At 63.3% G+C, this 21,301-nt stretch carries 19 protein-coding genes; 10 read left to right on the top strand and 9 right to left on the bottom strand.

Annotated elements, in window-relative coordinates; translation table 11 throughout:
* The first annotated feature begins 60 nt into the window (after positions 1 to 60).
* Positions 61 to 1,143 carry a DUF6515 family protein gene (locus BM70_RS0123035; protein WP_025858218.1) on the top strand — a complete coding sequence of 361 codons (1,083 nt, stop codon included), beginning with the start codon at positions 61 to 63 and terminating at the stop codon, positions 1,141 to 1,143.
* Here BM70_RS0123035 and BM70_RS0123030 read toward each other — a convergent pair.
* On the bottom strand, positions 1,140 to 2,033 hold the full coding sequence (locus tag BM70_RS0123030) for a cation diffusion facilitator family transporter (RefSeq protein ID WP_025858217.1): 894 nt from the start codon (positions 2,031 to 2,033) through the stop codon (positions 1,140 to 1,142). The two genes, BM70_RS0123035 and BM70_RS0123030, sit on opposite strands and share 4 nt — an antisense overlap.
* 15 nt (positions 2,034 to 2,048) lie before the next feature.
* Positions 2,049 to 2,468, bottom strand: a complete 420-nt coding sequence (locus BM70_RS0123025) for a hypothetical protein (RefSeq protein WP_025858215.1) — start codon at positions 2,466 to 2,468, stop codon at positions 2,049 to 2,051.
* A 222-nt stretch (positions 2,469 to 2,690) separates the two neighbouring features.
* On the opposite strand from BM70_RS0123025, the gene hrpB reads away from it, so the two are divergent.
* Positions 2,691 to 5,198, top strand: coding sequence for an ATP-dependent helicase HrpB (gene hrpB, locus BM70_RS0123020; RefSeq protein ID WP_025858214.1), 2,508 nt, complete (start codon positions 2,691 to 2,693; stop codon positions 5,196 to 5,198).
* Here hrpB and BM70_RS0123015 read toward each other — a convergent pair whose 3' ends face one another.
* Positions 5,199 to 6,287 carry an endonuclease/exonuclease/phosphatase family protein gene (locus tag BM70_RS0123015; protein ID WP_025858213.1) on the bottom strand — a complete coding sequence of 363 codons (1,089 nt, stop codon included), beginning with the start codon at positions 6,285 to 6,287 and terminating at the stop codon, positions 5,199 to 5,201.
* A 40-nt stretch (positions 6,288 to 6,327) separates the two neighbouring features.
* Positions 6,328 to 6,987 carry a YciC family protein gene (locus BM70_RS0123010; protein WP_025858212.1) on the bottom strand — a complete coding sequence of 220 codons (660 nt, stop codon included), beginning with the start codon at positions 6,985 to 6,987 and terminating at the stop codon, positions 6,328 to 6,330.
* A 176-nt stretch (positions 6,988 to 7,163) separates the two neighbouring features.
* Between BM70_RS0123010 and BM70_RS0123005 the strand changes: the two genes are divergently transcribed.
* The 3 genes from BM70_RS0123005 to BM70_RS0122995 all read left to right on the top strand — a co-directional run bounded on the left by BM70_RS0123005 (position 7,164) and on the right by BM70_RS0122995 (position 9,150).
* Positions 7,164 to 7,919: a DUF2076 domain-containing protein gene (locus BM70_RS0123005; protein ID WP_025858211.1), complete on the top strand. Its 756-nt coding sequence runs from the start codon at positions 7,164 to 7,166 to the stop codon at positions 7,917 to 7,919.
* Between the two features lie 118 nt (positions 7,920 to 8,037).
* Positions 8,038 to 8,514 carry an NYN domain-containing protein gene (locus BM70_RS0123000; protein WP_025858209.1) on the top strand — a complete coding sequence of 159 codons (477 nt, stop codon included), beginning with the start codon at positions 8,038 to 8,040 and terminating at the stop codon, positions 8,512 to 8,514.
* A 24-nt stretch (positions 8,515 to 8,538) separates the two neighbouring features.
* Complete coding sequence (locus tag BM70_RS0122995) at positions 8,539 to 9,150, top strand: PolC-type DNA polymerase III (RefSeq protein WP_025858207.1); 612 nt, start codon at positions 8,539 to 8,541, stop codon at positions 9,148 to 9,150.
* Positions 9,151 to 9,401: 251 nt separating this feature from the next.
* Here the strand turns inward: BM70_RS0122995 and BM70_RS0122990 are convergent, their stop codons facing one another.
* Together BM70_RS0122990 and BM70_RS0122985 are read right to left on the bottom strand one after the other, a co-directional pair.
* Positions 9,402 to 10,094 (bottom strand): cyclase family protein, encoded by a 693-nt coding sequence (locus BM70_RS0122990; RefSeq protein WP_025858206.1) that lies wholly within the window; start codon positions 10,092 to 10,094, stop codon positions 9,402 to 9,404.
* Entirely contained in the window at positions 10,084 to 10,539 is a 456-nt protein-coding gene (locus BM70_RS0122985) for an Lrp/AsnC family transcriptional regulator (RefSeq protein WP_025858205.1), read from the bottom strand. Before BM70_RS0122985 ends, BM70_RS0122990 begins: the two co-directional genes overlap by 11 nt.
* Positions 10,540 to 10,699: 160 nt before the next feature.
* Between BM70_RS0122985 and yedA the strand changes: the two genes are divergently transcribed.
* Both yedA and BM70_RS0122975 read left to right on the top strand, forming a co-directional pair.
* Complete coding sequence (gene yedA / locus BM70_RS0122980) at positions 10,700 to 11,596, top strand: drug/metabolite exporter YedA (RefSeq protein ID WP_025858204.1); 897 nt, start codon at positions 10,700 to 10,702, stop codon at positions 11,594 to 11,596.
* A 47-nt stretch (positions 11,597 to 11,643) separates the two neighbouring features.
* Positions 11,644 to 12,978: a DEAD/DEAH box helicase gene (locus BM70_RS0122975; RefSeq protein ID WP_025858203.1), complete on the top strand. Its 1,335-nt coding sequence runs from the start codon at positions 11,644 to 11,646 to the stop codon at positions 12,976 to 12,978.
* A 132-nt stretch (positions 12,979 to 13,110) separates the two neighbouring features.
* On the opposite strand, the gene BM70_RS0122970 is transcribed toward BM70_RS0122975, so the two are convergent.
* The 3 genes from BM70_RS0122970 to BM70_RS0122960 form a co-directional block, all read right to left on the bottom strand.
* Positions 13,111 to 14,337, bottom strand: coding sequence for a TIGR03862 family flavoprotein (locus BM70_RS0122970; RefSeq protein ID WP_025858202.1), 1,227 nt, complete (start codon positions 14,335 to 14,337; stop codon positions 13,111 to 13,113).
* 339 nt (positions 14,338 to 14,676) lie between these two features.
* Positions 14,677 to 18,000 (bottom strand): type III effector HrpK domain-containing protein, encoded by a 3,324-nt coding sequence (locus BM70_RS0122965; protein WP_025858201.1) that lies wholly within the window; start codon positions 17,998 to 18,000, stop codon positions 14,677 to 14,679.
* Between the two features lie 229 nt (positions 18,001 to 18,229).
* Complete coding sequence (locus tag BM70_RS0122960) at positions 18,230 to 19,150, bottom strand: histone deacetylase (RefSeq protein WP_025858200.1); 921 nt, start codon at positions 19,148 to 19,150, stop codon at positions 18,230 to 18,232.
* 75 nt (positions 19,151 to 19,225) lie between these two features.
* Between BM70_RS0122960 and BM70_RS0122955 the strand changes: the two genes are divergently transcribed.
* The 3 genes from BM70_RS0122955 to BM70_RS0122945 are packed head-to-tail and all read left to right on the top strand — an operon-like array spanning position 19,226 to position 21,293.
* Entirely contained in the window at positions 19,226 to 19,795 is a 570-nt protein-coding gene (locus BM70_RS0122955) for a GNAT family N-acetyltransferase (protein WP_025858198.1), read from the top strand.
* A 38-nt stretch (positions 19,796 to 19,833) separates the two neighbouring features.
* Entirely contained in the window at positions 19,834 to 20,703 is an 870-nt protein-coding gene (gene tesB, locus BM70_RS0122950; RefSeq protein WP_025858197.1) for an acyl-CoA thioesterase II, read from the top strand.
* Complete coding sequence (locus tag BM70_RS0122945; protein ID WP_025858196.1) at positions 20,700 to 21,293, top strand: HAD family hydrolase; 594 nt, start codon at positions 20,700 to 20,702, stop codon at positions 21,291 to 21,293. The genes tesB and BM70_RS0122945 overlap by 4 nt, the downstream gene beginning before the upstream one ends.
* Positions 21,294 to 21,301: the final 8 nt, after the last annotated feature.

The raw sequence follows: 21,301 nt of genomic DNA, 5'->3' as shown, positions 1-21,301 counted from the left end.
AGAACCGGGCCTGGCTTTTCCAGTCTCATGGACAGGCCCTAATCCGCAGTGAGGAATAGCATGAAGCGCATCTGGCGTTTGGCAGGTGTAGGTTTGCTGATGGTCACCGTTGGCACGCAGGTTATAGCCGATGAGCGCGATAACTCACCGGGGCAGGGGCAGCGACCGCAAGGCGGTGGCGGGCAGCATGAGCGAGGCCCTGAAGGGGGCGGGCGGCCAGGCAATAATCAGCCGCGCCCGGAGAATAGCCAGCCACGGTCGGAAAACCCTCAGCCGCGCCCGCAGAACCCGCATTTCGAGCGCGGCGGTCAGAATGGCGGCGGTCAATGGCAAGGGCGTCCCCAAGGCAATGAGCAGACCCGCCCCGCGCCACAACCCCAGCCCTCGAACAACCTGCCGATCCAGAGTCGCCCCGACACCGTGCGCCAGACCCAGGAACCCCGTCAGGGCTATTACCGCGACATCCCGCGACGCAACGACGGCAACCAGCACTGGGAAGCCGGCGGCCCAGGCTCTCGCCCCGGTAATAACGGCGGCGGGTACAACAATGGCAATGGGCGCCCCGGCGACAACCGCTGGCCAGGCCGCCCCGACGGGCACGGCAATGGCTGGGGCCCGGGCCCGCAACATCGTCCTGGTTACGTGATCGACCGCTTCCCTGATCGCAACTATCGCGTGCCTTACCGTGGTCAGGATTACTTCTACTCCGGTGGCTACTGGTACCGTCCGCAAGGGCCGCGCTATGTGGTGGTGACGCCACCGTACGGCATTCGCGTGCATTACCTGCCGGATTACGCGCGTGAAGTGTGGGTGGGCAGTGCGCTGTTCTTCCTCGCGGCGGGTTCTTACTACACCTACGAAAGCAGCTCCCAGCAGTACGTGGTGGTGCAACCGCCGACCGCCGTGCCGGCGCCGCAACCCACGCCTCAAGGCAATGGCTATGACGTGGTGGCGTATCCCGCCAACGGCCAGTCGCCGGCCCAGGTACAGCAGGACGGCTACGACTGTTATCGCTGGGCGGTGCAGCAAAGCGGTTTCGACCCGCAGCAGGTCACCTACGCCCCCGACCCGGCCGTGGTGCAAACCTACCGCCAGGCCCAGGGCAACTGCCTGAGCAGTCGTGGCTATCAGGTGCAGTACTAGGTTTTGTTGCCCGTGACCACTTCCCGCGGGTCGGCGTGCACCAGCACTTCGGCCCGCGGGTAAGCTTTGTGAATGGCATCGGCGGCCTGGTCGCTGATGCCGTGGGCCACTGACAGCGTCAATTCTCCCGGCAATTCCAGGTGCAACTGCACAAACCAGTGGCTGCCGGAAATCCGCGTGCGCAAATCATGCGCGCCCAACACGCCCGGTACGCCACGGGCCAATTCCAGCATGTGCTGGCTGACGTCCGGCGGCAGCTCTTCATCCATCAACACCGCAAAGCTTTCCCGGGCGATCTGGATCGCGCTCCACAAGATGTAAGCGGCGATGCCCAGGCCGAACCAGGCGTCGACTTGATGAAAACCCATGCCCGCCAGCACCAGCGCGACCAGGATGCTGCCGTTGAGCATCAGGTCCGAGCGGTAGTGCAGTGAATCTGCGCGCACAGCAGTGGAGCCGGTTTCGCGGATCACCCGGTGTTGCAGCATCAACAAGGCCACGGTCAACACCAGGGAAAAGATGATCACGCCGATGCTCAGCCACGGCGCGCCCACCGGTTCGGGATGCTGCAGGCGCTCGTAGGCCTGGAACGCAATCAACACTGCGCTGCCGCCGATAAACAACGCCTGGGCCATGCCCGACAGCGACTCTGCCTTGCCATGCCCATACCGGTGATCGTCATCGGCCGGACGCAGTGCGTAGTGCACGGCCACGAGGTTCAGCAGCGAGGTCACGCCGTCCAGCAGTGAGTCGGTCAAGCCGGCGAGCATGCTCACCGAGCCGCTGAGCCACCAGGCGATGGCCTTGGTGATAATCAGCACACAGGCCACACCCACCGACGCGCGGGTGGCCAGGCGCAAGAGCCTGGCGTGTTCGGGGCTGCTGGTCATAGGCGGGTCGAATCCTTAAGCGGCGGGTTGCAGGCCCAGGCTGGCGAGTTGTTGCACGCTGCCTTTGAACTGGATCATGCGCGGGTCGTCCAGCGGCAGGCGGCGACCGGTTTCTTTCTGGATGATGCTTTGCAGCTTGGCGTTGTCGACCTTGCCGTCGGCGCCAATGGCTTCGTGGAGTTTTTGCGGGTCGACCTGGGCGGTCTTGCCCGGTTCGAAATAGATCGCGCCGGTAGCAAAGTCGACACCAAAGGCAATGAGGCCGGGGATCACATAGAACAGCAGGCCGATGGCATCGAACACGGCGATGGTCGGGTCGATCTTGCCGTCGATCTGGCCACGGCGGTCCGGGTAGAAGATCGAACCGCAGGCCGTCAGTTGGCTCAGCAGGGTGACGGCGAGGACACCGCCAATGACGCGGGAAGCGATACGCATGGAAACTCTCCAGAACACGATTTTAGGATGACTATATAGGAACCGATATCTGCGCACCTTGTAGGAGCCGGCTTGCCGGCGATGGCGGCCAAGAGAGCAACGCAAGGCTAAAGGGCCTCATCGCCGGCAAGCCGGCTCCTACAAGGGAACGCGTGATCTTTCAGACCATCGTCGGTACTCGGCTGTTCGCCGTTATACTCGTCGCTCTGCTTTGGAGCCAGTATGAATTCGTTGCCGATTGATGAAGTTTTACCCGCCCTGCGTGACGCCTTGGCGATTCGCCATGAAGCCGTGCTGGAAGCGCCCCCCGGCGCCGGTAAAACCACCCGTGTGCCCTTGGCGTTGTTGAACGAGCCATGGCTGGCCGGGCAGACCATCCTGATGCTCGAACCGCGCCGTCTCGCCGCTCGTGCGGCGGCCGAGCGTTTGGCCAGCGAGTTGGGCGAGAAGGTCGGCGAAACCGTCGGCTACCGCATCCGCCTCGACAGCAAAGTCGGCCCCAACACCCGCATCGAAGTGGTCACCGAAGGCATCCTCACCCGCCGGCTGCAGGACGACCCAGCGCTGGATGGGGTGGGCCTGCTGATCTTCGACGAATTCCACGAACGCAGCCTCGACGCCGACCTGGCGCTGGCCCTGAGTCTGAACGGCCGCGAGCTGTTTCGCGATGAGCAGCCGCTGAAAATCCTGCTGATGTCCGCGACCCTCGAAGGCGAGCGCCTGGCCAGCCTGCTGGACAACGCGCCGATCCTGCGCAGCGAAGGGCGCATGTTCCCGGTGCAGATGCGCTGGGGCCGGCCTTACCAGCCCGGTGAATTCATCGAGCCGCGTGTGGTGCAGACCCTTCTCGAAGCCCTGCATGACGAAACCGGCAGCGTGCTGGTGTTCTTGCCGGGGCAGGCGGAGATTCGCCGGGTCAACCAGCAACTGGCCGATGCCTTGGGCGATCGCAGTGATGTGCTGTTGTGCCCGTTGCACGGCGAGCTTGACCTCAACGCGCAGCGCGCCGCCATCGACCCGGCGCCGGCGGGCACACGCAAAGTCGTGCTGGCGACCAACATCGCCGAGACCAGCCTTACCATCAACGGCGTGCGTGTGGTGATCGATGCCGGGTTGGCGCGGGTGCCGCGTTTCGATCCGGGCAGCGGCATGACCCGCCTCGACACCCAGCGCATTTCCCGCGCCAGCGCCACCCAGCGCGCCGGCCGGGCAGGGCGCCTGGAGCCGGGCGTGTGTTATCGCTTGTGGTCCGAGGACCAGCATGAAGGCCTGGCTGCCTACGGCAGTGCGGAAATCCTCGCCGCTGACCTGGCCGGCCTGGCCTTGCAGTTGGCGCGCTGGGGCGTCACGCCTGCGCAGTTGGTGTGGTTGGACGTGCCACCGACCGCTGCGTATGCCCAGGCCCAGGATCTGTTGCAGCGTCTTGGCGCATTGAATGAAGACACACTCACCGCGCACGGGCAGAAGATGGCCGAGCTGCCGGCCCATCCGCGTATCGCCCATCTGCTGTTGCGCGGGCAGGACCTGGGGCTGGCGGCGACAGCTTGCGATGTGGCCGCACTGTTGGGCGAGCGCGATATCTTGCGCGGTGGCGGTGCGGACCTGCACAGCCGCCTGGCGTTGTTGTCCGGCGAAGAGCGTGCGCGTGGCACCCAAGGCGGCGTGCAACGGGCCAAGCAACTGGCCCGGCAATATCGCGGCTACCTGAGAGGCCAGGCCTCGCAACCGGTGGCCGATCCCGACCACCCGCGCTGGCTCGGCGCCCTGCTGGCGCTGGCCTACCCGGACCGTGTCGCCCAGCAGCGGCGTGCCGGCGGCGCCGAATACCGCCTGGCCAACGGCCGCGCCGCGCTGTTCGCCGAGGCCGACAGCCTGATGAAACAACCCTGGCTGGTGATCGCCGACCTGGGCAGCCGCCAGGGCCAGCGTGAAGAGCGCATCTACCTCGCGGCGGACTTTGATCCGGCGCTGTTCGATACGGTGCTCGCTGAACAAGTGCGCAACGTTGACCAACTGGATTGGGATGAACGCGAAGGCGTGCTGCGTGCCGAGCGCCAGCGCAAAGTCGGCGAGCTGGTGCTCAGCCGCGAACCGCTGACCGGTCTCGACGAGTCCGCGCGCAGCCAGGCGCTGGTCAACCTGGTGCGCCGCAAAGGCCTGGAGCTGCTGCCGTGGACGCCGGAGCTGCGCCAATGGCAGGCCCGCGTGATACTGCTGCGCCACCTCGATGCCGGCAAAACCAGCGAATGGCCCGATATCAGCGACACGGCTTTGCTTGCCAGCCTCGAACACTGGCTGATGCCCTACCTGGGCAAAGTCTCGCGGCTGAGCCATTTCGCCAACCTGGATATCTCCAGCTTCCTGCACAACCTGCTGCCGTGGCCGCTGCCCCAGCGCCTCGACGAACTGGCGCCGCAACAGGTGAAAGTGCCGTCGGGCTCGTCGGTGCGTCTGGACTACAGCGAACAGCCGCCGATCCTGGCGGTGCGCCTGCAGGAATTGTTCGGCCTGGCCGACACGCCGCGCATTGCCGGCGGGCGCCAGGTGGTGAAACTGCACCTGCTGTCCCCGGCGCGCCGGCCGGTGCAGGTGACACAAGACCTGGCGAACTTCTGGCGCAGCACGTACGCCGAGGTGAAGAAGGATCTGAAGGGGCGGTACCCGAAGCACTATTGGCCGGATGACCCGTTGGTGGCCGAGGCGACGGCGCGGATCAAACCGCGCAAGTGACTATTGCGCGGCGGGCAGCAGGAACCGCGCGATCACGGGCAAATGGTTGGAAATACGCAACGTATCCTCCTGTCGCACCTTGGCTTCCAGCCGCTTGATCCGAGGGCTGTAGAACAGGTAATCCAACGTGCGGTCCGGCCCGTCCACGCTCGGGTCGTTGGGGAAGTGGGTCAGCCATTTCTCACGGTCGATGCCGCTGGATTGGCTGTTGCTCGGGATCATCGGGTACTTGTCCCATAGCAAATGCAGCTCGCTGTCCGGCGAATACTGCCCGCGCTTGCCGGCGTCCAGGCGCAGGAATTGGCCCAGGGGCAGCAGGTTGAAATCCCCACCGATCAGCCAGGGCGTGCCGCGCCCTTCGAATTTATCCAGCAGCTTGACCGTGGTCTGGACCTGCTCCTGCACGGCGCTGCGCCCCGGCGCGTCGCCGTCCAGGCGGGTGTTGAGCACCGCCAGTTGACCACCGTCGCTCAGCGGCAGGTACGTCAACAGCAAGGCTGGCTTGGGTTGGAACTGGCGGCTGATGAAGTTGGCCTCGGGGGCGGGCAATTGCAGGCGTTCGGCGTGTTCGATCTGGTAGCGACTGAGGGTCGCCAATTTGCGGCCGACGCTGCCGAAGATATGCCGGTCGGGCACGAAGTCGGCTTTCCAGTCGAAGGCCTGGGCGCTGCAGGGGTAGAGATCGACCAGGCGCTCCTGCAACAGGGCAAGCTGGTCCTGATAGTGGGAGGGCTTGGCGTTTTCGTCGAGTTCCTGCAGCAGCAGGATGTCCGGCTGTTCGCCGCGAATCACCCGCGCCACTTCGTCGAGGCTGGCGGCCATGTCCTCAACCGTGGGGCGGTCGTCGGGGCCGCTGCCGTCGGCGGTGTCGTACCAGAACACGTAGTTCTTGCCGGCCAGGTATTGCACGTTCCAGGTCATGACCTTGAGCGCCTGCCCTGGCAGCAGCGTGGGTGCACGGGGTGCGACGCAGCTCACCGGCAGGGTTTCCTTCACCTCGGGGCGCCAGGTCAGGCTGTAGATCAGGGCGGCGAGCAGGCCTGCAATGATCAGCAGGCCCAGCAGGGTTATGCGCAATAAACGGGTCATCGGCTCGGCTTATAGCGTTTCAGGAGTGGCACGGAGCATATCACCGCGCGTCGGCATCGCCACCGATCAGCATGAATAAACGGAACAGCACCACGCTGGTAAACAGTTGCAGGAAGCTGTGGGCGCTGTCCAGGAACAGGCCCAGCAACGGCGCAGGCGTGGGGTAGGCCGCAACGCTGGCGCCCTTGAGCAGCCACAGCGGCGTCATCACGCACAGCAGGCTCACCAGGATCAGCCAGAAATGCCCACGGCTCAGGCGCAAGCTTTCCTTCATCGCCTCCAGCGCCGGCATGCCGCGCAGCACCAGCAGGTACTCGGCAAACGCCAGCACCACCATCAGCCACAGGCCCGGCAGGAAATACAGCGACAGCCCCAGCAGGATCAGCAACGTGCTCATGGCCGTCAGCAGGGCGAAGCGCGGCCACAGGGTCAGGGCCATGGCCCATACATCCTTGGTGCGCGGCGACTCGCCTCGGGTGCGGGCGTCGAGAAACAGGATCAGCGCGCCGGTGTACAGCGGGTACACCAGCAACCCCACCACCACGCTGTAGCCGGGGAACGCATCCGGGCCCACCACGTGGTTGAGCACCTGCTGCAGCAGGGCTTCGAAAATCACCAATGGCAAACACAACTGGACGATGGCGCCCAGGTTGCGTTGGGTGAAGCGGAAGGAGTCGCGCAGTACATCTAACGGATTCATCAAGTTCATCGCAGGCCTGAAAGCAAGGGCAACACTTTAACCGATCATTGCTGGAGGTAAGCAAACGTAAACCTTGAGTAAAGACCATTGAAACAACTCGTAACACCCCCATAACTGGAAAGGCGCCTGATCACAGGCGAGATCACGATTTCTACCGGCAATCTAACGAGGTCGCCATGAACAGCGAAGAGCAAACCCTGATCGATGGACTGTTTTCACGGTTGCAACAAGCCGAAACGGACTCAGCCCCCCGCGACGCCCAGGCCGAAGCGCGGATCAAGGAGCACATGACTCGCCAACCAGCGGCCGGGTACTACATGACCCAGTCGATCCTGGTGCAGGAGCACGCGCTCAAAAGTCTCGACGCGCTAAACAAGGAGCAGGCGCAGCAGATCCAGCAGTTGCAGGATGAGCTGCAGCGGGCGAAATCCGCGCCAGCCGCTCCGGCGAGCAGCGGTGGGTTCTTGTCGAGCATCTTTGGCGGTGGTTCCCGCGACCCCCAACCTGCGCAGAGCGCCCCGGCCTCTTCCGGTGGCGGCTGGCGTGAACCGGGGCGGCCTGGGTTCAGCCAGCCTGCGCCGCAGCAGAACTACGGCGCGCCTCAGCAGAACTACCAACAGCCGCAACAAGCGCCGGCAGCCCCTATCGGCAGCGGCTTCCTCGGCGGCGCGATGAAAACCGCAGCCGGCGTGGCCGGTGGTGTGTTGCTGGCCGAAGGCATCAGCAGCCTGTTCCATCACAACCAGCAACCGCAGGTGGTAGAGGAAATCATCGAGCAGCCGGCGCCCGCCAGTGACCAGGGCGGCTGGGGTGGCGACGACCAGAAGTACGCCGGCAATGACAGCTGGGGCAGTGACAACTCGGACAGCTTCACCGACAGCGATTATTCCGACGATTCTTCTTCCTTCGGCGACGACGATTCCTTCGTCTGACCCACCTCGGCCCGGGGCGCTTCGTCGCCCCGGTCTGATTTTTCCCGGAAACGTTCTCGCGGCTGGCATACTGGCACCCTTTCCGGGCCCAGGCGCCTGGCTGTCATGAGGAAGTGCGGTGAAGAAAATTGCAGTGTTCGCCGATGTTCAAAACCTCTACTACACCGTTCGCCAGGCCTATGGCTGCCACTTCAACTACGCCGCGTTGTGGGCTGATATCAGCGCGCGCGGGCAGATCGTCGAGGCGTACGCTTATGCCATCGACCGTGGCGACAGCAAGCAGCAACAATTCCAGCAGATCCTGCGTAACTTGGGCTTCACGGTAAAACTCAAGCCGTATATCCAGCGCAGCGATGGCTCGGCCAAAGGCGACTGGGACGTGGGTATCACCCTCGACATCATGGACGCAGCCGACCACGTCGACGAAATCGTGCTGGCCTCAGGTGACGGTGATTTCGACATGCTGCTCGACCGGGTTATCCACAAGCATGGCGTCGAAGCCGTGGCCTACGGCGTACCGGGGCTGACGGCCAACTCATTGATTCGCGCCGCCAGCCGCTATGTGCCGATCGAAGGCGCGCTGCTGCTTAAATAGATCTTTTACGGAGTTGGAACAGGTTTGGAACGTATAGCGGTCATCGACTTTGAAACCACCGGCATCACCCCGAGCAGCCATTGCCGGGCAACGGAAATCGCGGTGGTCATCCTCGAACGCGGGCAGATCGTGGACCGCTACCAGAGCCTGATGAATGCCGGCGTGCGCGTGCCGGGCTTTATCGAACAGCTCACCGGCATCAGCAACGCCATGCTGCGCAGCGCGCCACCGGCCGAGCGGGTGATGAACGAGGTCAACGAGTTCGTCGGCACCACGCCACTGATGGCGCACAACGCCGCGTTCGACCAGAAGTTCTGGGACTACGAACTGGGCCTGATCCGCCGTACCCGCCTACAAAAGTTCGCCTGCTCCCTGTTGCTGGCCCGCCGCCTGATGCCTTCGGCCCCCAATCACAAGCTCGGCACGTTGAACGCCTTCGCTCAATTGCCCCACACCGGCAAGGCTCACCGGGCGCTGGCGGATGCGGAGATGGCGGCCAACCTCACGGCGCACCTGGCTCAGGAACTGCGCCGTACTCATGGCTTGCGCGAACTGTCCCACGACCTGCTGTGCACCTTGCAGAAAGTGCCGGCGGCGAAGATCAATGAACACCTGAAGAAGCACCGAGGGTTCTGACCTCGCCACAACCTCCTGTGGGCCGGTCTTCTGTGGTGAGCGGTCTTGCCCCGCGCTGGGCTGCCACAATGGCTAGGATGGCTAAGGCAACGTCACCACGATTAAGCAGGTTATCGAGTTGATTGTTCAGCACTCACCGCTGTGTTGAAGCCGCTGACGTCATCGCGAACAAGCCTGGCTCCCACCGTTGACCGGATTGTCTGGACGTTATGCGGTCTAATGTGGGAGCTGGCTTGCCTGCGATGGCGTCGTCAAGCCATGAACGCCATCACCGATGCCGGCGATCCTGAGCCGCCTTCAAGCAGCAATATTCCGATCACCAACGTCGCGCCTTTAGCGGGCAGGCGGTCGAGGTTGGTCAAGCACTCCAGCACAATCCCATTCCCAGCCAACACCGCATGGTTTGTCGCAAACACGCCGCTTTGCCCCGGATCAACTCCGTGGGTATCAATGCCCACTCCGGCAACCTGACGGTGATCAAGCAAAAACCGAATCGCCGCTTCGCCAATCCCCGGGAAGTGCGAACCTTGCGCGTCCTGCCCAAAAAACGCTGTCGGATTGTTCCAAAGGTGCTGCCAGCCGGTGTACATCAGCACCACGCAGCCCGGTTCGATAAGGCCGTACTGGCGTTCCCAGTCTTCAATGTCCTGCACACTGATTTCGTAGTCCGGGTTGCACCGGGCCCGCACATCAATCACCACCGCAGACCGCACCAGGTCTTCCGGCTGATACCCCTCGATCCCCATCCCGTCAGCATAGAAACTGTTCGGCGCATTCATATGCGTGGCGCTGTGTTCGCCCATGCTGAAGCGCCGCAGGAAATAGCCGTCCTTTTCCAACGAGGCGACGTCTTCGAACGCCACGGGGGGATCGCCCGGCCACAACGGAATTCGCGGATTGATGGGGTGACTGAGGCTGACCACCTTGCCATGGTTAACCACCATTCTTGCCCTCCAACTGCCCCAACGGCACCCGCCGCTCTATCGCACTCGACAAAATAATCGAGGTCTTGCTGAACCCGAACTTGGCCACGCGGTTGATCAAGCTCTCCAACTCCGGCATCGACCCCACGGCTGCCTGCATGATCACGCACGGATCGCCGGTTACCCGATGGCACTCCGTCAGTTCAGGGATTTCCGCCAACGCGTCGTACACCTTCTGACTGCCGTGATTGGTCAACCGTAGCTCAATCACGCACTGAATCGGCAAGCCCACTTTCGACAAGTCCACCTTGGCCTGATACCCGGTGATCACCCCGCTGGCCTCCAGTTTGGCCACGCGCTCGGCCGCGGCGGGGGCGGAGAGGTTTACCGTGCGGGCCAGTTGCGCGTAGGACGCGCGGCCGTCTTCGAGCAGGGCGCTGAGGAGCATGCGGTCATATTTGTCCATGATAAGGCTCCGGTTGCGCGTGGCTTTCGAAAGCATGGGTTATAGCCTTCATAACCATGCTTTGAAAAGTGTAACGGCGTTTTAAACAGGTTTTGTAACTTATGTTTAACGACCCGTCTTTTTAGAATAAGCCTCCTATTTCCTGCCGCAGAGCTACCCAATGCCTGGCCCACGTCGCTTTCCCTTACCGTTGATCGCCGCTTTTTTTGCGTTGTACGTGATCTGGGGGTCCACCTACCTGGTGATTCGAATTGGCGTGGAGTACTGGCCGCCTTTGTTGCTGGCGGGGATTCGGTTTTGCACGGCGGGCGCGTTGATGTATGGATTCCTCAGATGGCGCGGGGTGCCGGCACCGACGTGGGCGCAATGGAAGGCCGCCGGGATGATCGGCATTTTGCTGCTCACGGTGGGCAATGGCGGCGTCAGTGTGGCGGAGCACATGGGGGTGTCGTCCGGTGTCGCAGCGCTGGCGGTGGCGACTGTGCCGTTGTTCACCCTGCTGTGTGGGTATTTCTGGGGCGCACGCAACACCCGGCTGGAATGGGCCGGGGTGATCCTGGGGATCGTCGGCATTGCCATGCTCAACATGGGCAGTACCTTGCAATCAAGTCCGATGGGCGCTGTTTTGCTCTTGCTTGCGGCAGCATCCTGGGCGTTCGGTTCGGTCTGGAGTCGACAATTGCCGCTGCCTCAGGGCGCCATGGCCAGTGCTGCGGAAATGCTGGTAGCCGGTGTGGCGTTGCTGATCGTCAGCGCGCTTTCCGGTGAGCGCCTGCAGGCGATGCCGCCACTGGAAGGCTGGCTGGCCCTGGCCTACCTGATCGTGTTCGGCTCGATCATCGCCTTCAACGCCTATATGTACCTGCTCAAGCACGTTCGCCCGGCGGCGGCGACCAGCTACGCCTACGTCAACCCGGCGGTGGCGGTATTGCTGGGAATCGTGTTCATCGGCGAGACCATCGGCCTGGAAGAAGCCCTGGCGATGTTGGTGATCATCAGCGCCGTTCTGTTGATCAGCCTGCCCCAGTGGCGAAAGCCCAAGCCGGAAATAAGGTAAACTGCGGCGCATTACGCCCTTGCGCTGAATTTTCCTACGGTAAACACATGACTTTCGCCACCCTTGGCCTGATCGAACCCTTGCTGCGCGCCCTTGAGACGCTTGGCTACCAGACCCCGACGCCGGTGCAGGCGCAAGCCATTCCAGCGGTGCTGGCCGGTCGCGACCTGATGGCCGCGGCCCAGACCGGCACCGGCAAAACCGCTGGTTTCGCTGTGCCGCTCCTGCAATTGTTGACCATGGAAGGGCCGAAAGTCGCCGCCAACTCGGCACGCGCGCTGATCCTGTGCCCGACCCGCGAGCTGGCCGAGCAGGTCCACGCCAGCGTTGCCGAGTACGCCCAACACCTGCCACTCACCACCTACGCGGTGTACGGCGGCGTGAGCATCAACCCGCAGATGATGAAGCTGCGCAAGGGTGTCGACATTTTGGTCGCCACGCCTGGCCGTCTGATCGACCTGTTCCGCCAGAACGCGCTGAAACTCAACCAGTTGCAAACCCTGGTGCTGGACGAAGCCGACCGCATGCTCGATCTGGGCTTCTCCGAAGAGCTTGCCAACATTTATCGCATGCTGCCGAAAAAGCGCCAGACCCTGTTGTTCTCCGCGACCTTCTCCGATGACATCCGCCTGCTGGCCGGGCAGATGCTCAACGATCCGCTGAGTATCGAAGTCAGCCCGCGCAACGTCGCTGCCAACACCGTGAAGCAATGGGTGGTGCCGGTCGACAAGAAGCGCAAGCCGGAGCTGTTTGTGCACCTGATGCGCAAGGGCCGCTGGAAGCAGGTGCTGGTGTTCGCCAAGACCCGTAACGGCGTGGATGCGCTGGTGGATAAGTTGCAGGGCCTGGGCATCAATGCCGACGGCATCCATGGCGACAAACCCCAAGCGACCCGCCAACGTGCGCTGGACCGTTTCAAATCCAGTGAAGTGCAGATCCTGGTAGCCACCGACGTGGCCGCCCGCGGCCTGGATATCGAAGACTTGCCGCTGGTGGTCAACTTCGACTTGCCGATCGTGGCTGAGGACTACATCCACCGCATCGGCCGCACCGGGCGTGCGGGCAACACCGGTGAAGCGATTTCCCTGGTGTGTGCCGATGAAGTGAACATGCTGTCGGCCATCGAGATGCTCACGCGTCAGACCCTGACCCGCAAGACGGAACCGGATTTCGAACCGGAACACCGCGTGCCGGACACCGATGCCAGCGGGCAGGTGGTGAAGAAACCGAAAAAGCCGAAGAAGCCAAAAACGTCCGGTGGTGGCGGCAAGCGCAACCTGGGCAAGTGGGTGGACAGCGGTGAAGTGGCGCCGGCCGAGCCGTCGATCAAGCCGGTGCGCAAGGTGCCTGTTTTTAATACCGGGCCGCGCAAGAAGAAGTAAGTTTTTCAGCGCTGCTGATGGCCTCTTCGCAGGCAAGCCAGCTCCCACATTTGACCGAGTTCCAACATTGGAATGCAGTCAAAGGTGGGAGCGGGCTTGCCCGCGAAGGCGGCTCGGAATTCACCGCAAATCTCAGCGATTAAGCCACTCCAACATCCCCTGCCCAGCCGCTCTGCCACTGGCAAAACACCCCGTCAACAGATACCCGCCCGTTGGCGCTTCCCAATCCAGCATCTCCCCCGCACAGAACACCCCCGGCAATTGCTTGAGCATCAAGCGCTCATCCAGCGCCTCGAACGGCACGCCGCCCGCCGTGCTGATCGCCTCATCCATCGGCCGGGTCTTCACCAGCGTCAGCGGCAACGCCTTGATATCCACCGCCAATTGCGCCGGATCAGTGAAGTGCTCCGCAGGCGCCAACTCACGCAGCAGCGCGGCTTTCACCCCGTCTAACCCCAACTGACTGTGCAGGTGTTTGCTCATCGACCGTGAGCCACGGGGTTTGGCCAGGGCGGCCTGGACTTTGTCCAGCGGCTTGCTCGGCAACAGGTCGATATGCACCGTGGCCGAGCCGTCGCGGTTGATGGCTTCCCGGATCGGCGCCGACAGCGCGTAGATCAAGCTGCCCTCGATACCTGTCGCGGTGACCACGCATTCGCCCAGGCGAGGCTTATCGTCCCCCAGCCCGATGGCGACGTTTTTCAATGGCGCGCCGGCGAATTTGCTGACCATCAGCTCGCTCCAGGCCGACACCTCGAAGCCACAGTTGCTCGGTTGCAGCGGGGCGTAGGGCACGCCGCGATCTTCCAGCAACTTGAGCCACGCACCGTCGGAACCCAGGCGCGACCAACTGCCGCCACCGAGGGCCAGCAGCACGGCATCGCTGTGGACCGTTTTTTCGCCGTCGGGGCTGTGGATAAGTAAGTCGCCCTCGGCATTCCAGCCCAGCCAGCGATGACGGGTGTGGATAACCACGCCCTGGTCACGCAGGCGCTTGAGCCAGGCGCGCAACAGGGGCGCGGCTTTCATGTCGGTGGGAAACACACGACCGGAGGTGCCGACAAACGTTTCGATGCCCAAGCCATGAATCCATTCACACAACGCCTCAGCCCCGAAACTGCGCAGCAACGGCGCCATGTGCGGCGCGCGTTCGGCGTAGCGTGACAGGAATGCCGGGTAGGCTTCGGAGTGGGTGATGTTCATGCCGCCCACGCCGGCCAGCAGAAACTTGCGTCCCACCGAGGGCATGCCGTCGTACAGGTCCACCCGCACGCCCGCCTGGCTCAGGACTTCGGCGGCCATCAGCCCGGCAGGGCCGCCGCCGATAATGGCAACGTGGGAAGGAGCAGTAGCGGACATCGGCAGGCCTGGTCAAAAACAAAGGGCGCCCATTGTAAGCAATACCGTGCAATTGTGGTGTTGTAGTGAGCGGGCTTGCTGTGGTGTGCAGCCTTCTTGTGGTGAGCGGGCTTCTTGTGGTGAGCGGGCTTGCCCGCGCTGGGCTGCGAAGCAGCCCCAAACCGGCTAATGCGTTCTTACTGGGAAAGCGCGGCGATTTTATAGGGCTGCTTCGCAGCCCAGCGCGGGGCAAGCCCGCTCACCACAATAAGGCTGCACACCACCGCAAGCCCGCTCACCACAAGAAGACCGCTCACCACAATAAGCCTGCTCATAGCAGGGAAGTGTTACCCGGCTTGGTCAGGCGAAGCCGGTGTTGGTGTAAGGCGGGTATTCATCCTTGCGGTCGGCGTCGGTGATAGGGCCGCCGGTAAGGCCATATTTGTCCAGGGTCGGCACCAGGTTACCGAAGAATGCGTCCTGTTGTTTTTCCCGCTTCACTACCTCGATGATCGGGAACACAAAGCTGGTGACGATCCCCACGCCCGCTGCGGCCCAGCCCAGAACACCGGCGAAGGTGCCGGCGATGGCCGCCGCGTCGGCGATCCCGAACAGGCCTGCGCCGCCTTCGATGATCGACGCCACCGCCGCGCCAGTGCCCAGGGCGCCGCTGGTGAGGGAGAAACCGGCGTTGAGTTTGTCTCCGGCAAACGCGCTGTTGACCCCACTGATCAGGCCGAACACACCACCGATGAAACTGCCGCTGCCACCGACGATCTTGCCCAGGTTGCCGAGGCGGTTGAGGCCGTCGGTGTTCTGCACCATTTTGCCGGTGGGGAAGTCGCCAATGCCTTGGGGTTTGTTCGGGTCGATCGGCGTGGGTTTCCAGGTCATGCCGTAGCCGGCTTCCTTGGCGTATTTGGTACCGCCCTCGGTGATCAGGCCGGCAAACTGCATGCCCGCCGCCACACGGCCGGCGTTGTCGGCCGGGCTGTTGCCGCCCGTGGCCGAGCGCGCCGCCAGCACGCCACCGGCCAGCAGCGCACTGCCGATGTGCAGCAGGCCCTGTTTATACGAATCGCTGACGTTAAGCTTCAGCCCATCCACGGCTTTGGGCAGTACGTCGCTGATCTTCTGGCCCTGGCGGTTCACGTCCCACATCGAACGGATCAGCGAGATCACATCCTGCGGCTTGATCTGCGCACCCGTGGCGTCCTTGAACATGTCCGGGTCGTCGGCCATGGCTTTCTCGATGATGGCCGTGGTCTTGGCTTCATCGAAGTTGCCATTCGCATCGCCGAATGCGCCTTTGAGCACGTCGTCGTTGGCGCCGTTGACCAAGGTGTCGGACACCGCCTGGTTGACGTATTGCTGCACGGTCGACGAATCCTGGGCCGAGACTTTGTCGCCGAGAAACTCCTTGAGCAATTCCGCGTGGGCCGCGTACTGGCCGATGGCGGTCATCGGGTCGGCGTTCGGCTGGGCGAGGGCGTCTTCCAGGTCTTTGCCGTTGAGGATGTGGTCCTTGAAGAACTGCTCAATGTCCCCGGACTTGCCCGATTTTTCGGCGATGACGCTGAGGTCCACATGGCCATCGCCGCCCAGGGCCAGGTCGGTGAGGGTGGCATCGGTGCCCGCCAGGCTCAGGGCATCCATGAGCGACAGCGGTTTGCCGTCGGCATCCTTGGTAGCCAGGGCGGTGTTGAGCACGTTGCCGCTGTTGATCTGGCCGTCCTGATAGGCCTGCAGCTCATGCTTGATCGCCGGGTCGCTGTTGACGATATCGCGCATGCCGGACGCTTGGTTTTGCGAGAGGAACGTCTTCACATCCGGGTCACTGGACAACTGGCCGATGGCGGCGTCGAGCTGGTCGGTGACTTTGGATTTGGTCGGGTTGAGGTGGTATTCGGTGTCGGCGGTGATCCCGGCGTACAAGTCGCCGTCCCCCACCTTGTCGCTGGCCGCCATGCGTGCGCGGGCGTCGCTGATTTCCATCATTACCGCGGCTTTGGTCTTGCCGTCGTAATTCTCCGGGTGTTCAAGCACGTCCTTGGTCAGCTTGGAGGTGTCGACATCGGCCACCGAGCTGCGCACCGAGGCGTTGCTGAGCATCATCAGCACGCCGTGGTCGTCCTTGGGGGCCTGGTTTTCCAGCCACGCGCCGAGGTTTTTCTGCTGGGTGATGCCGTCGGCCTTGGCGGTGGCGGGCAGGTCGCCGGCCATGTCGAGGGTGCGCAGCATGCCGGGGGTGGACCAGTAGCCGGCGGCGCCGGTCAGCTCGGGGCTCAGGCCCGAGTCATCCTTGATCGCCTTGAGGTTGGCGGTGTTCAGGCTGCCATTGTTGGCGCGCTGGTTGGGGCCCTGCATTTCCGGGCCGGCGCTGCTCACCAGGGAGATATTGGCCATGACGATGGCGGCGGACTTGGCGTTTTCCTTGGCCAGTTCCGTGGCGTCGGGGTTCTTGCTGAGGAAGCTGCTGTAGGACTTCGAAGCGGCCGACAGGTCCTTGTTCGACTGGCTGATGAATTTATCCACATCGGCGTGGGTGATCACCCCGTCGCTTTTACCCAGGCCGCCGCTGTCGAGGGCGTTCATCAGGCTCGGGCTGCCGGCCAGGTACTTGAGGCAGGCCTGGGCTTCGGGCGGCAGGTCGGCGGGTGGGTTGGAGAAGTCGATCGGGCGGTCGTGCAGGCCCCACTTGTCCCAGTTGTCGCTGAGCATTTTCGAGGCCGCGCGTGGGCGGTCGAGGTCGCGTTCTTCCTGGGTCGGCGTGCCGCTGGTGTTGCCGACGATCTTGTCCCAGTCCTTGGCGCTGGCGTATTTGGAGTTGTCGATCCAGTTGGTGTCCACGGCGCCGTCCACGCCGAAGATGCCATTGGACTCCTTGACCACCGAGGCGTACAGGTCGGGGCTGATGGCCTGGGACACGATGATCTTGTCGCCCGAGGCGGTTTCGTAGCGGATCAGCCCGTGGCCCAGCTCTTGCGGGGTGCCCACCAGGCTCACGCCACCGGCTTCATCGGCACTGGCCAGGTGGTAGCCTTCGTTCTTGCTGTCGTTGATCAGGCCCCAGGTCTCGCCGTCGGACTTCACTTTTTCGTACAGGTCGAGGTTGGTTTCCTTGCTGACGACGACCTTGTCGCCCGACAGGGTTTCGTAGCGAATCATCCCCGGTCCTACTTCGTCAGCCGGGCCGATGCCTTTGTAGGTGTCCAGGCCCGGTGCGGTGTCGCCGGCCTGGGCGATGCGGTAGCCGTCGGCCTTGCTCTGGTTCAGCGCGTCCACCGCGTCGGCTTTGCCGGCCATGCCGTCGAACAGGTACGGGGTCATCTGCTTGATAATGATGATGTCCTGGCCGTCGCGGGTTTTCAGCTCCAGGACGTTGTCGGAAATCTTGGTGATGCTGGCGATATTGGCCAGGGGCACGCCGGTGTTGCTGATGTCGGCCAGGTTCGGGTCGTTGAGGCGCTTGATCGCCTCCTGGTCGCCGGTGGCTTTGACGTCGGCGATCTTCTGGTCCCTGGTGTTGTCGGTCACGGCCAGCACCTTGAAGTTGCCGGGGTGGGCGGCTTCCTTGAAGCCGGACAGGGCGCGGGACATCGCCGCGTCGAAGGTGGCGGCGACTTTTTTCAGGGCGTCGTCGTTGCCGGGCGTCGTGCTGCTGCCGATCTTGTACGTTGCCATCGCGGGGTACTCTGAAAGCGGGAGAGGCTTTCAGGGTGACGGCGGGGTGCGGCAGTTTTGTTGCAAGACAGCCGTGAACGCCAAGTTCCACAACGTTTCACGGCTGTGGAAAAGTATCTGGTTAAAAAGTGTACAGTTTCTTGCAAGCCATACCGATAATGGCTTTCAGGCCCTTACGCTCAAGTTATCCACAGGTGGTTCCACAGGCATTGTGGGTAACGCTCACAGTTCAGTGACAACCTGATGACGTCCACACCCGTTGCGCGCTGTGGTGCAGGATGCCGTGGCGGCGGGCGAGGGCCGGACGGTCCTTGCTGTAGCCGCCGCCGATCACGCCCATCACCGGGATGTCGCGGCCCAGGCAGTGGCGCATCACGTTTTCATCACGGGCGGCCACGCCTTGGTCTGTCAGCTTGAGGTAACCGAGGGCGTCATCCTTGTGCACATCGACGCCGGCGTCGTAGAGCACCAGGTCGGGCTGGTAGAGCGGCAGCAGGTAGTTGAGGGCATCGTCCACCACCTTGAGGTAATCGGTATCGCCCATGCCCATGGGCAGCGGGATGTCCCAGTCACTCTGGGCCTTGCGCGCGGGAAAGTTCTTTTCACAGTGCAGCGACACGGTGATGGCGTCCGGGGTGTCGTGGAGGATGCGTGCGGTGCCGTCGCCCTGGTGCACGTCGCAATCGAAGATCAGCACGCGGTTGACCCGGCCGCTGGCCAGCAGGTAATGGCTGATCACCGCCAGGTCATTGAAGATGCAGAAGCCCGCCGGGTAATCGTAATGGGCGTGGTGCGTGCCGCCGGCCAGGTGGCATGCCAGGCCGTGTTCCAGCGCCTGCTCCGCCGCCAGGATCGAGCCGCCGACCGCACGCACGGTGCGCCGCGCCAGGGCTTCGTTCCAGGGCAGGCCGAGGCGGCGCTGGTCTTCGCGGGACAGCTCGCCGCCCATGTAGCGTTCGATGTAGCCCCTGTCATGGGCCAGGGCCAGAATTTCCGGCGGGCACAGTTGCGGGCGCAGCAACTGGTTGTCCTCGGTCAGGCCGCTGTCCACCAGGTGGTCGCGCAGCAGGCGGAACTTGTCCATGGGGAAGCGGTGGTCCGCCGGGAACTCGGGGCTGTAGTCATCGTGGTAGATCAATGGCAAAGGCATGGGATTTTCTGACGGGAACCTGCGACGGATCTTAACAGCGCTGTACACTCACGCACATGGCAAGGGAGGGGACCCATGGAGCCGATACTGGAATTGGAAAGTGCACGGTTGGTGTTGCGCCAGTGGCGCGACAGCGACCTGCCGGAGTTTGCACGCATGTGCGCCGACCCGCAGGTGATGCGCTATTTCCCGGCCAGGCTGAGCCACCTGGAAAGCGCCGCGTTGATCGGCCGTATTCGCGGCCACTTCGCCGAATACGGCTTTGGCCTGTGGGCCTTGCAGCGCAAGGACACCGGGGAATTCATCGGCCTCACCGGGTTGCTGAATGTCAGCTTTGAGGCGGATTTTACCCCAGCGGTGGAAATCGGCTGGCGCCTGGCCCGCGAACATTGGGGCCTGGGGTATGCCAGCGAGGCCGCGTGGACCGCATTGCGCTGTGGTTTTGATCGCTTGAACCTGGACGAGATTGTCGCCTTCACCACGGAAGCCAATCTGCCATCACAAAAAGTCATGCAAGCCATCGGTATGCATTACGATCCGCTGGCAGATTTTGAACACCCCAAGGTCGCAGCCGATGACCCGCTGCGCCATCATGTTTTGTACCGCATCACCCGCGCCCAATGGTTGGACACGCTGCACGGATAGGCAGCCCGGAATGCCCCGTAGATTTTAGGAGTTGCTCTATGAGCCAAGTATTGGAAGATCTGGTGGACTTGCTGACCCTGGAGCCGATCGAGGAAAACCTCTTTCGCGGCCGCAGCCAGGACCTGGGCTTTCGCCAGCTGTTCGGAGGCCAGGTGCTCGGCCAGTCGCTGTCGGCGGCCAGCCAGACCGTAGAAGAAGCGCGGCATGTGCATTCCCTGCATGGCTACTTCCTGCGCCCTGGCGACGCAAAATTGCCGGTGGTGTACTCGGTCGACCGCGTGCGCGATGGCGGCAGTTTCAGCACGCGCCGCGTGACGGCGATCCAGAAGGGCCACCCGATCTTCACCTGCACCACCTCGTTCCAGTACGACGAACAAGGCTTCGATCACCAGACCACCATGCCCGTGGTGGTCGGCCCGGAAAACCTGCCGTCGGAGCTGGAACTGACCCAACAGCGTGCGCACCTGATCCCGGAGCACATGCGCGACAAGCTGTTGTGCCCCAAGCCCATCGAAGTGCGCCCGGTGACGGAGAAAGACCCGTTCAACCCGCAGCCGTCCGACCCGGTCAAATACGTGTGGTTCCGCGCCGACGGAGCCCTGGCCGACGCGCCGGCGCTGCACAAATACCTGCTGGCCTATGCCTCTGACTTCGGTCTGCTGACCACCTCGCTGCTGCCCCATGGCAAGACCGTGTGGCAGAAAGACATGCAGGTCGCCAGCCTCGACCACGCGCTGTGGTTTCACGCTGACCTGCGCGCCGATGACTGGCTGCTGTACGCCATGGACAGCCCGTGGGCCGGCAATTCCCGCGGGTTCTCCCGTGGCAGCGTGTACAACCGCGCCGGGCAACTGGTGGCCTCGGTGACCCAGGAAGGCCTGATCCGCCATCGCAAGGACTGGGCATGAGCCTGTCGGATGTCAGGCACTGGGTCTTCGACATGGACGGCACCCTCACGGTGGCCGTGCATGATTTCGCGGCCATTCGCGTTGCCCTGGAGATTCCGCCCGAAGACGACATCCTCACTCACCTGGCGGCGTTGCCCGCGGAGGTCGCGGCGGCCAAGCACGCCTGGTTGCTGGAGCATGAGCGGGAGTTGGCGCTGGGTTCGGTGGCCGCCGAAGGTGCGGTGGAGTTGGTGCGCGAGCTGGCTGGGCGTGGTTATCGCCTGGGTATCCTGACCCGCAATGCGCGCGAATTGGCGCACATCACCCTGGAAGCGATTGGCCTGGCGGACTGCTTTGCCGTCGAGGATGTGCTGGGGCGTGACGATGCGCCGCCCAAGCCGGATCCGGGTGGCTTGCTGAAACTGGCGGCGGCCTGGGACGTAGCGCCGGGCGAGATGGTGATGGTCGGCGATTACCGCTTCGACCTGGACTGCGGTCGGGCGGCGGGGACGCGGACGGTGTTGGTGAATCTGCCGGAAAACCCCTGGCCGGAGTTGGCAGATTGGCATGCCGAGGATTGCGCCGCGCTGCGCCAAATGCTCCAGCCCTGACCCCCTGT

This window comes from Pseudomonas sp. CHM02 (assembly GCF_000612585.1).
Lineage (GTDB): Bacteria > Pseudomonadota > Gammaproteobacteria > Pseudomonadales > Pseudomonadaceae > Aquipseudomonas.
The sequence above is the reverse complement of the archived record's forward strand: the minus strand, read 5'-3'. Positions and strand labels throughout refer to the sequence as shown.

What these genes read in the sequence shown, in the direction of transcription:
- BM70_RS0123025 (WP_025858215.1), bottom strand. Translation starts at nt 2,468, where the DNA reads ATGCGTATCGCTTCCCGCGTCATTGGCGGTGTCCTCGCCGTCACCCTG.
- BM70_RS0122975 (WP_025858203.1), top strand. Translation starts at nt 11,644, where the DNA reads ATGACTTTCGCCACCCTTGGCCTGATCGAACCCTTGCTGCGCGCCCTT.
- yedA (WP_025858204.1), top strand. Translation starts at nt 10,700, where the DNA reads ATGCCTGGCCCACGTCGCTTTCCCTTACCGTTGATCGCCGCTTTTTTT.
- BM70_RS0123030 (WP_025858217.1), bottom strand. Translation starts at nt 2,033, where the DNA reads ATGACCAGCAGCCCCGAACACGCCAGGCTCTTGCGCCTGGCCACCCGC.
- BM70_RS0122955 (WP_025858198.1), top strand. Translation starts at nt 19,226, where the DNA reads ATGGAGCCGATACTGGAATTGGAAAGTGCACGGTTGGTGTTGCGCCAG.
- hrpB (WP_025858214.1), top strand. Translation starts at nt 2,691, where the DNA reads ATGAATTCGTTGCCGATTGATGAAGTTTTACCCGCCCTGCGTGACGCC.
- BM70_RS0122960 (WP_025858200.1), bottom strand. Translation starts at nt 19,150, where the DNA reads ATGCCTTTGCCATTGATCTACCACGATGACTACAGCCCCGAGTTCCCG.
- tesB (WP_025858197.1), top strand. Translation starts at nt 19,834, where the DNA reads ATGAGCCAAGTATTGGAAGATCTGGTGGACTTGCTGACCCTGGAGCCG.
- BM70_RS0123005 (WP_025858211.1), top strand. Translation starts at nt 7,164, where the DNA reads ATGAACAGCGAAGAGCAAACCCTGATCGATGGACTGTTTTCACGGTTG.
- BM70_RS0122965 (WP_025858201.1), bottom strand. Translation starts at nt 18,000, where the DNA reads ATGGCAACGTACAAGATCGGCAGCAGCACGACGCCCGGCAACGACGAC.
- BM70_RS0122985 (WP_025858205.1), bottom strand. Translation starts at nt 10,539, where the DNA reads ATGGACAAATATGACCGCATGCTCCTCAGCGCCCTGCTCGAAGACGGC.
- BM70_RS0123015 (WP_025858213.1), bottom strand. Translation starts at nt 6,287, where the DNA reads ATGACCCGTTTATTGCGCATAACCCTGCTGGGCCTGCTGATCATTGCA.
- BM70_RS0123035 (WP_025858218.1), top strand. Translation starts at nt 61, where the DNA reads ATGAAGCGCATCTGGCGTTTGGCAGGTGTAGGTTTGCTGATGGTCACC.
- BM70_RS0122990 (WP_025858206.1), bottom strand. Translation starts at nt 10,094, where the DNA reads ATGGTGGTTAACCATGGCAAGGTGGTCAGCCTCAGTCACCCCATCAAT.
- BM70_RS0122945 (WP_025858196.1), top strand. Translation starts at nt 20,700, where the DNA reads ATGAGCCTGTCGGATGTCAGGCACTGGGTCTTCGACATGGACGGCACC.
- BM70_RS0123010 (WP_025858212.1), bottom strand. Translation starts at nt 6,987, where the DNA reads ATGAATCCGTTAGATGTACTGCGCGACTCCTTCCGCTTCACCCAACGC.
- BM70_RS0122970 (WP_025858202.1), bottom strand. Translation starts at nt 14,337, where the DNA reads ATGTCCGCTACTGCTCCTTCCCACGTTGCCATTATCGGCGGCGGCCCT.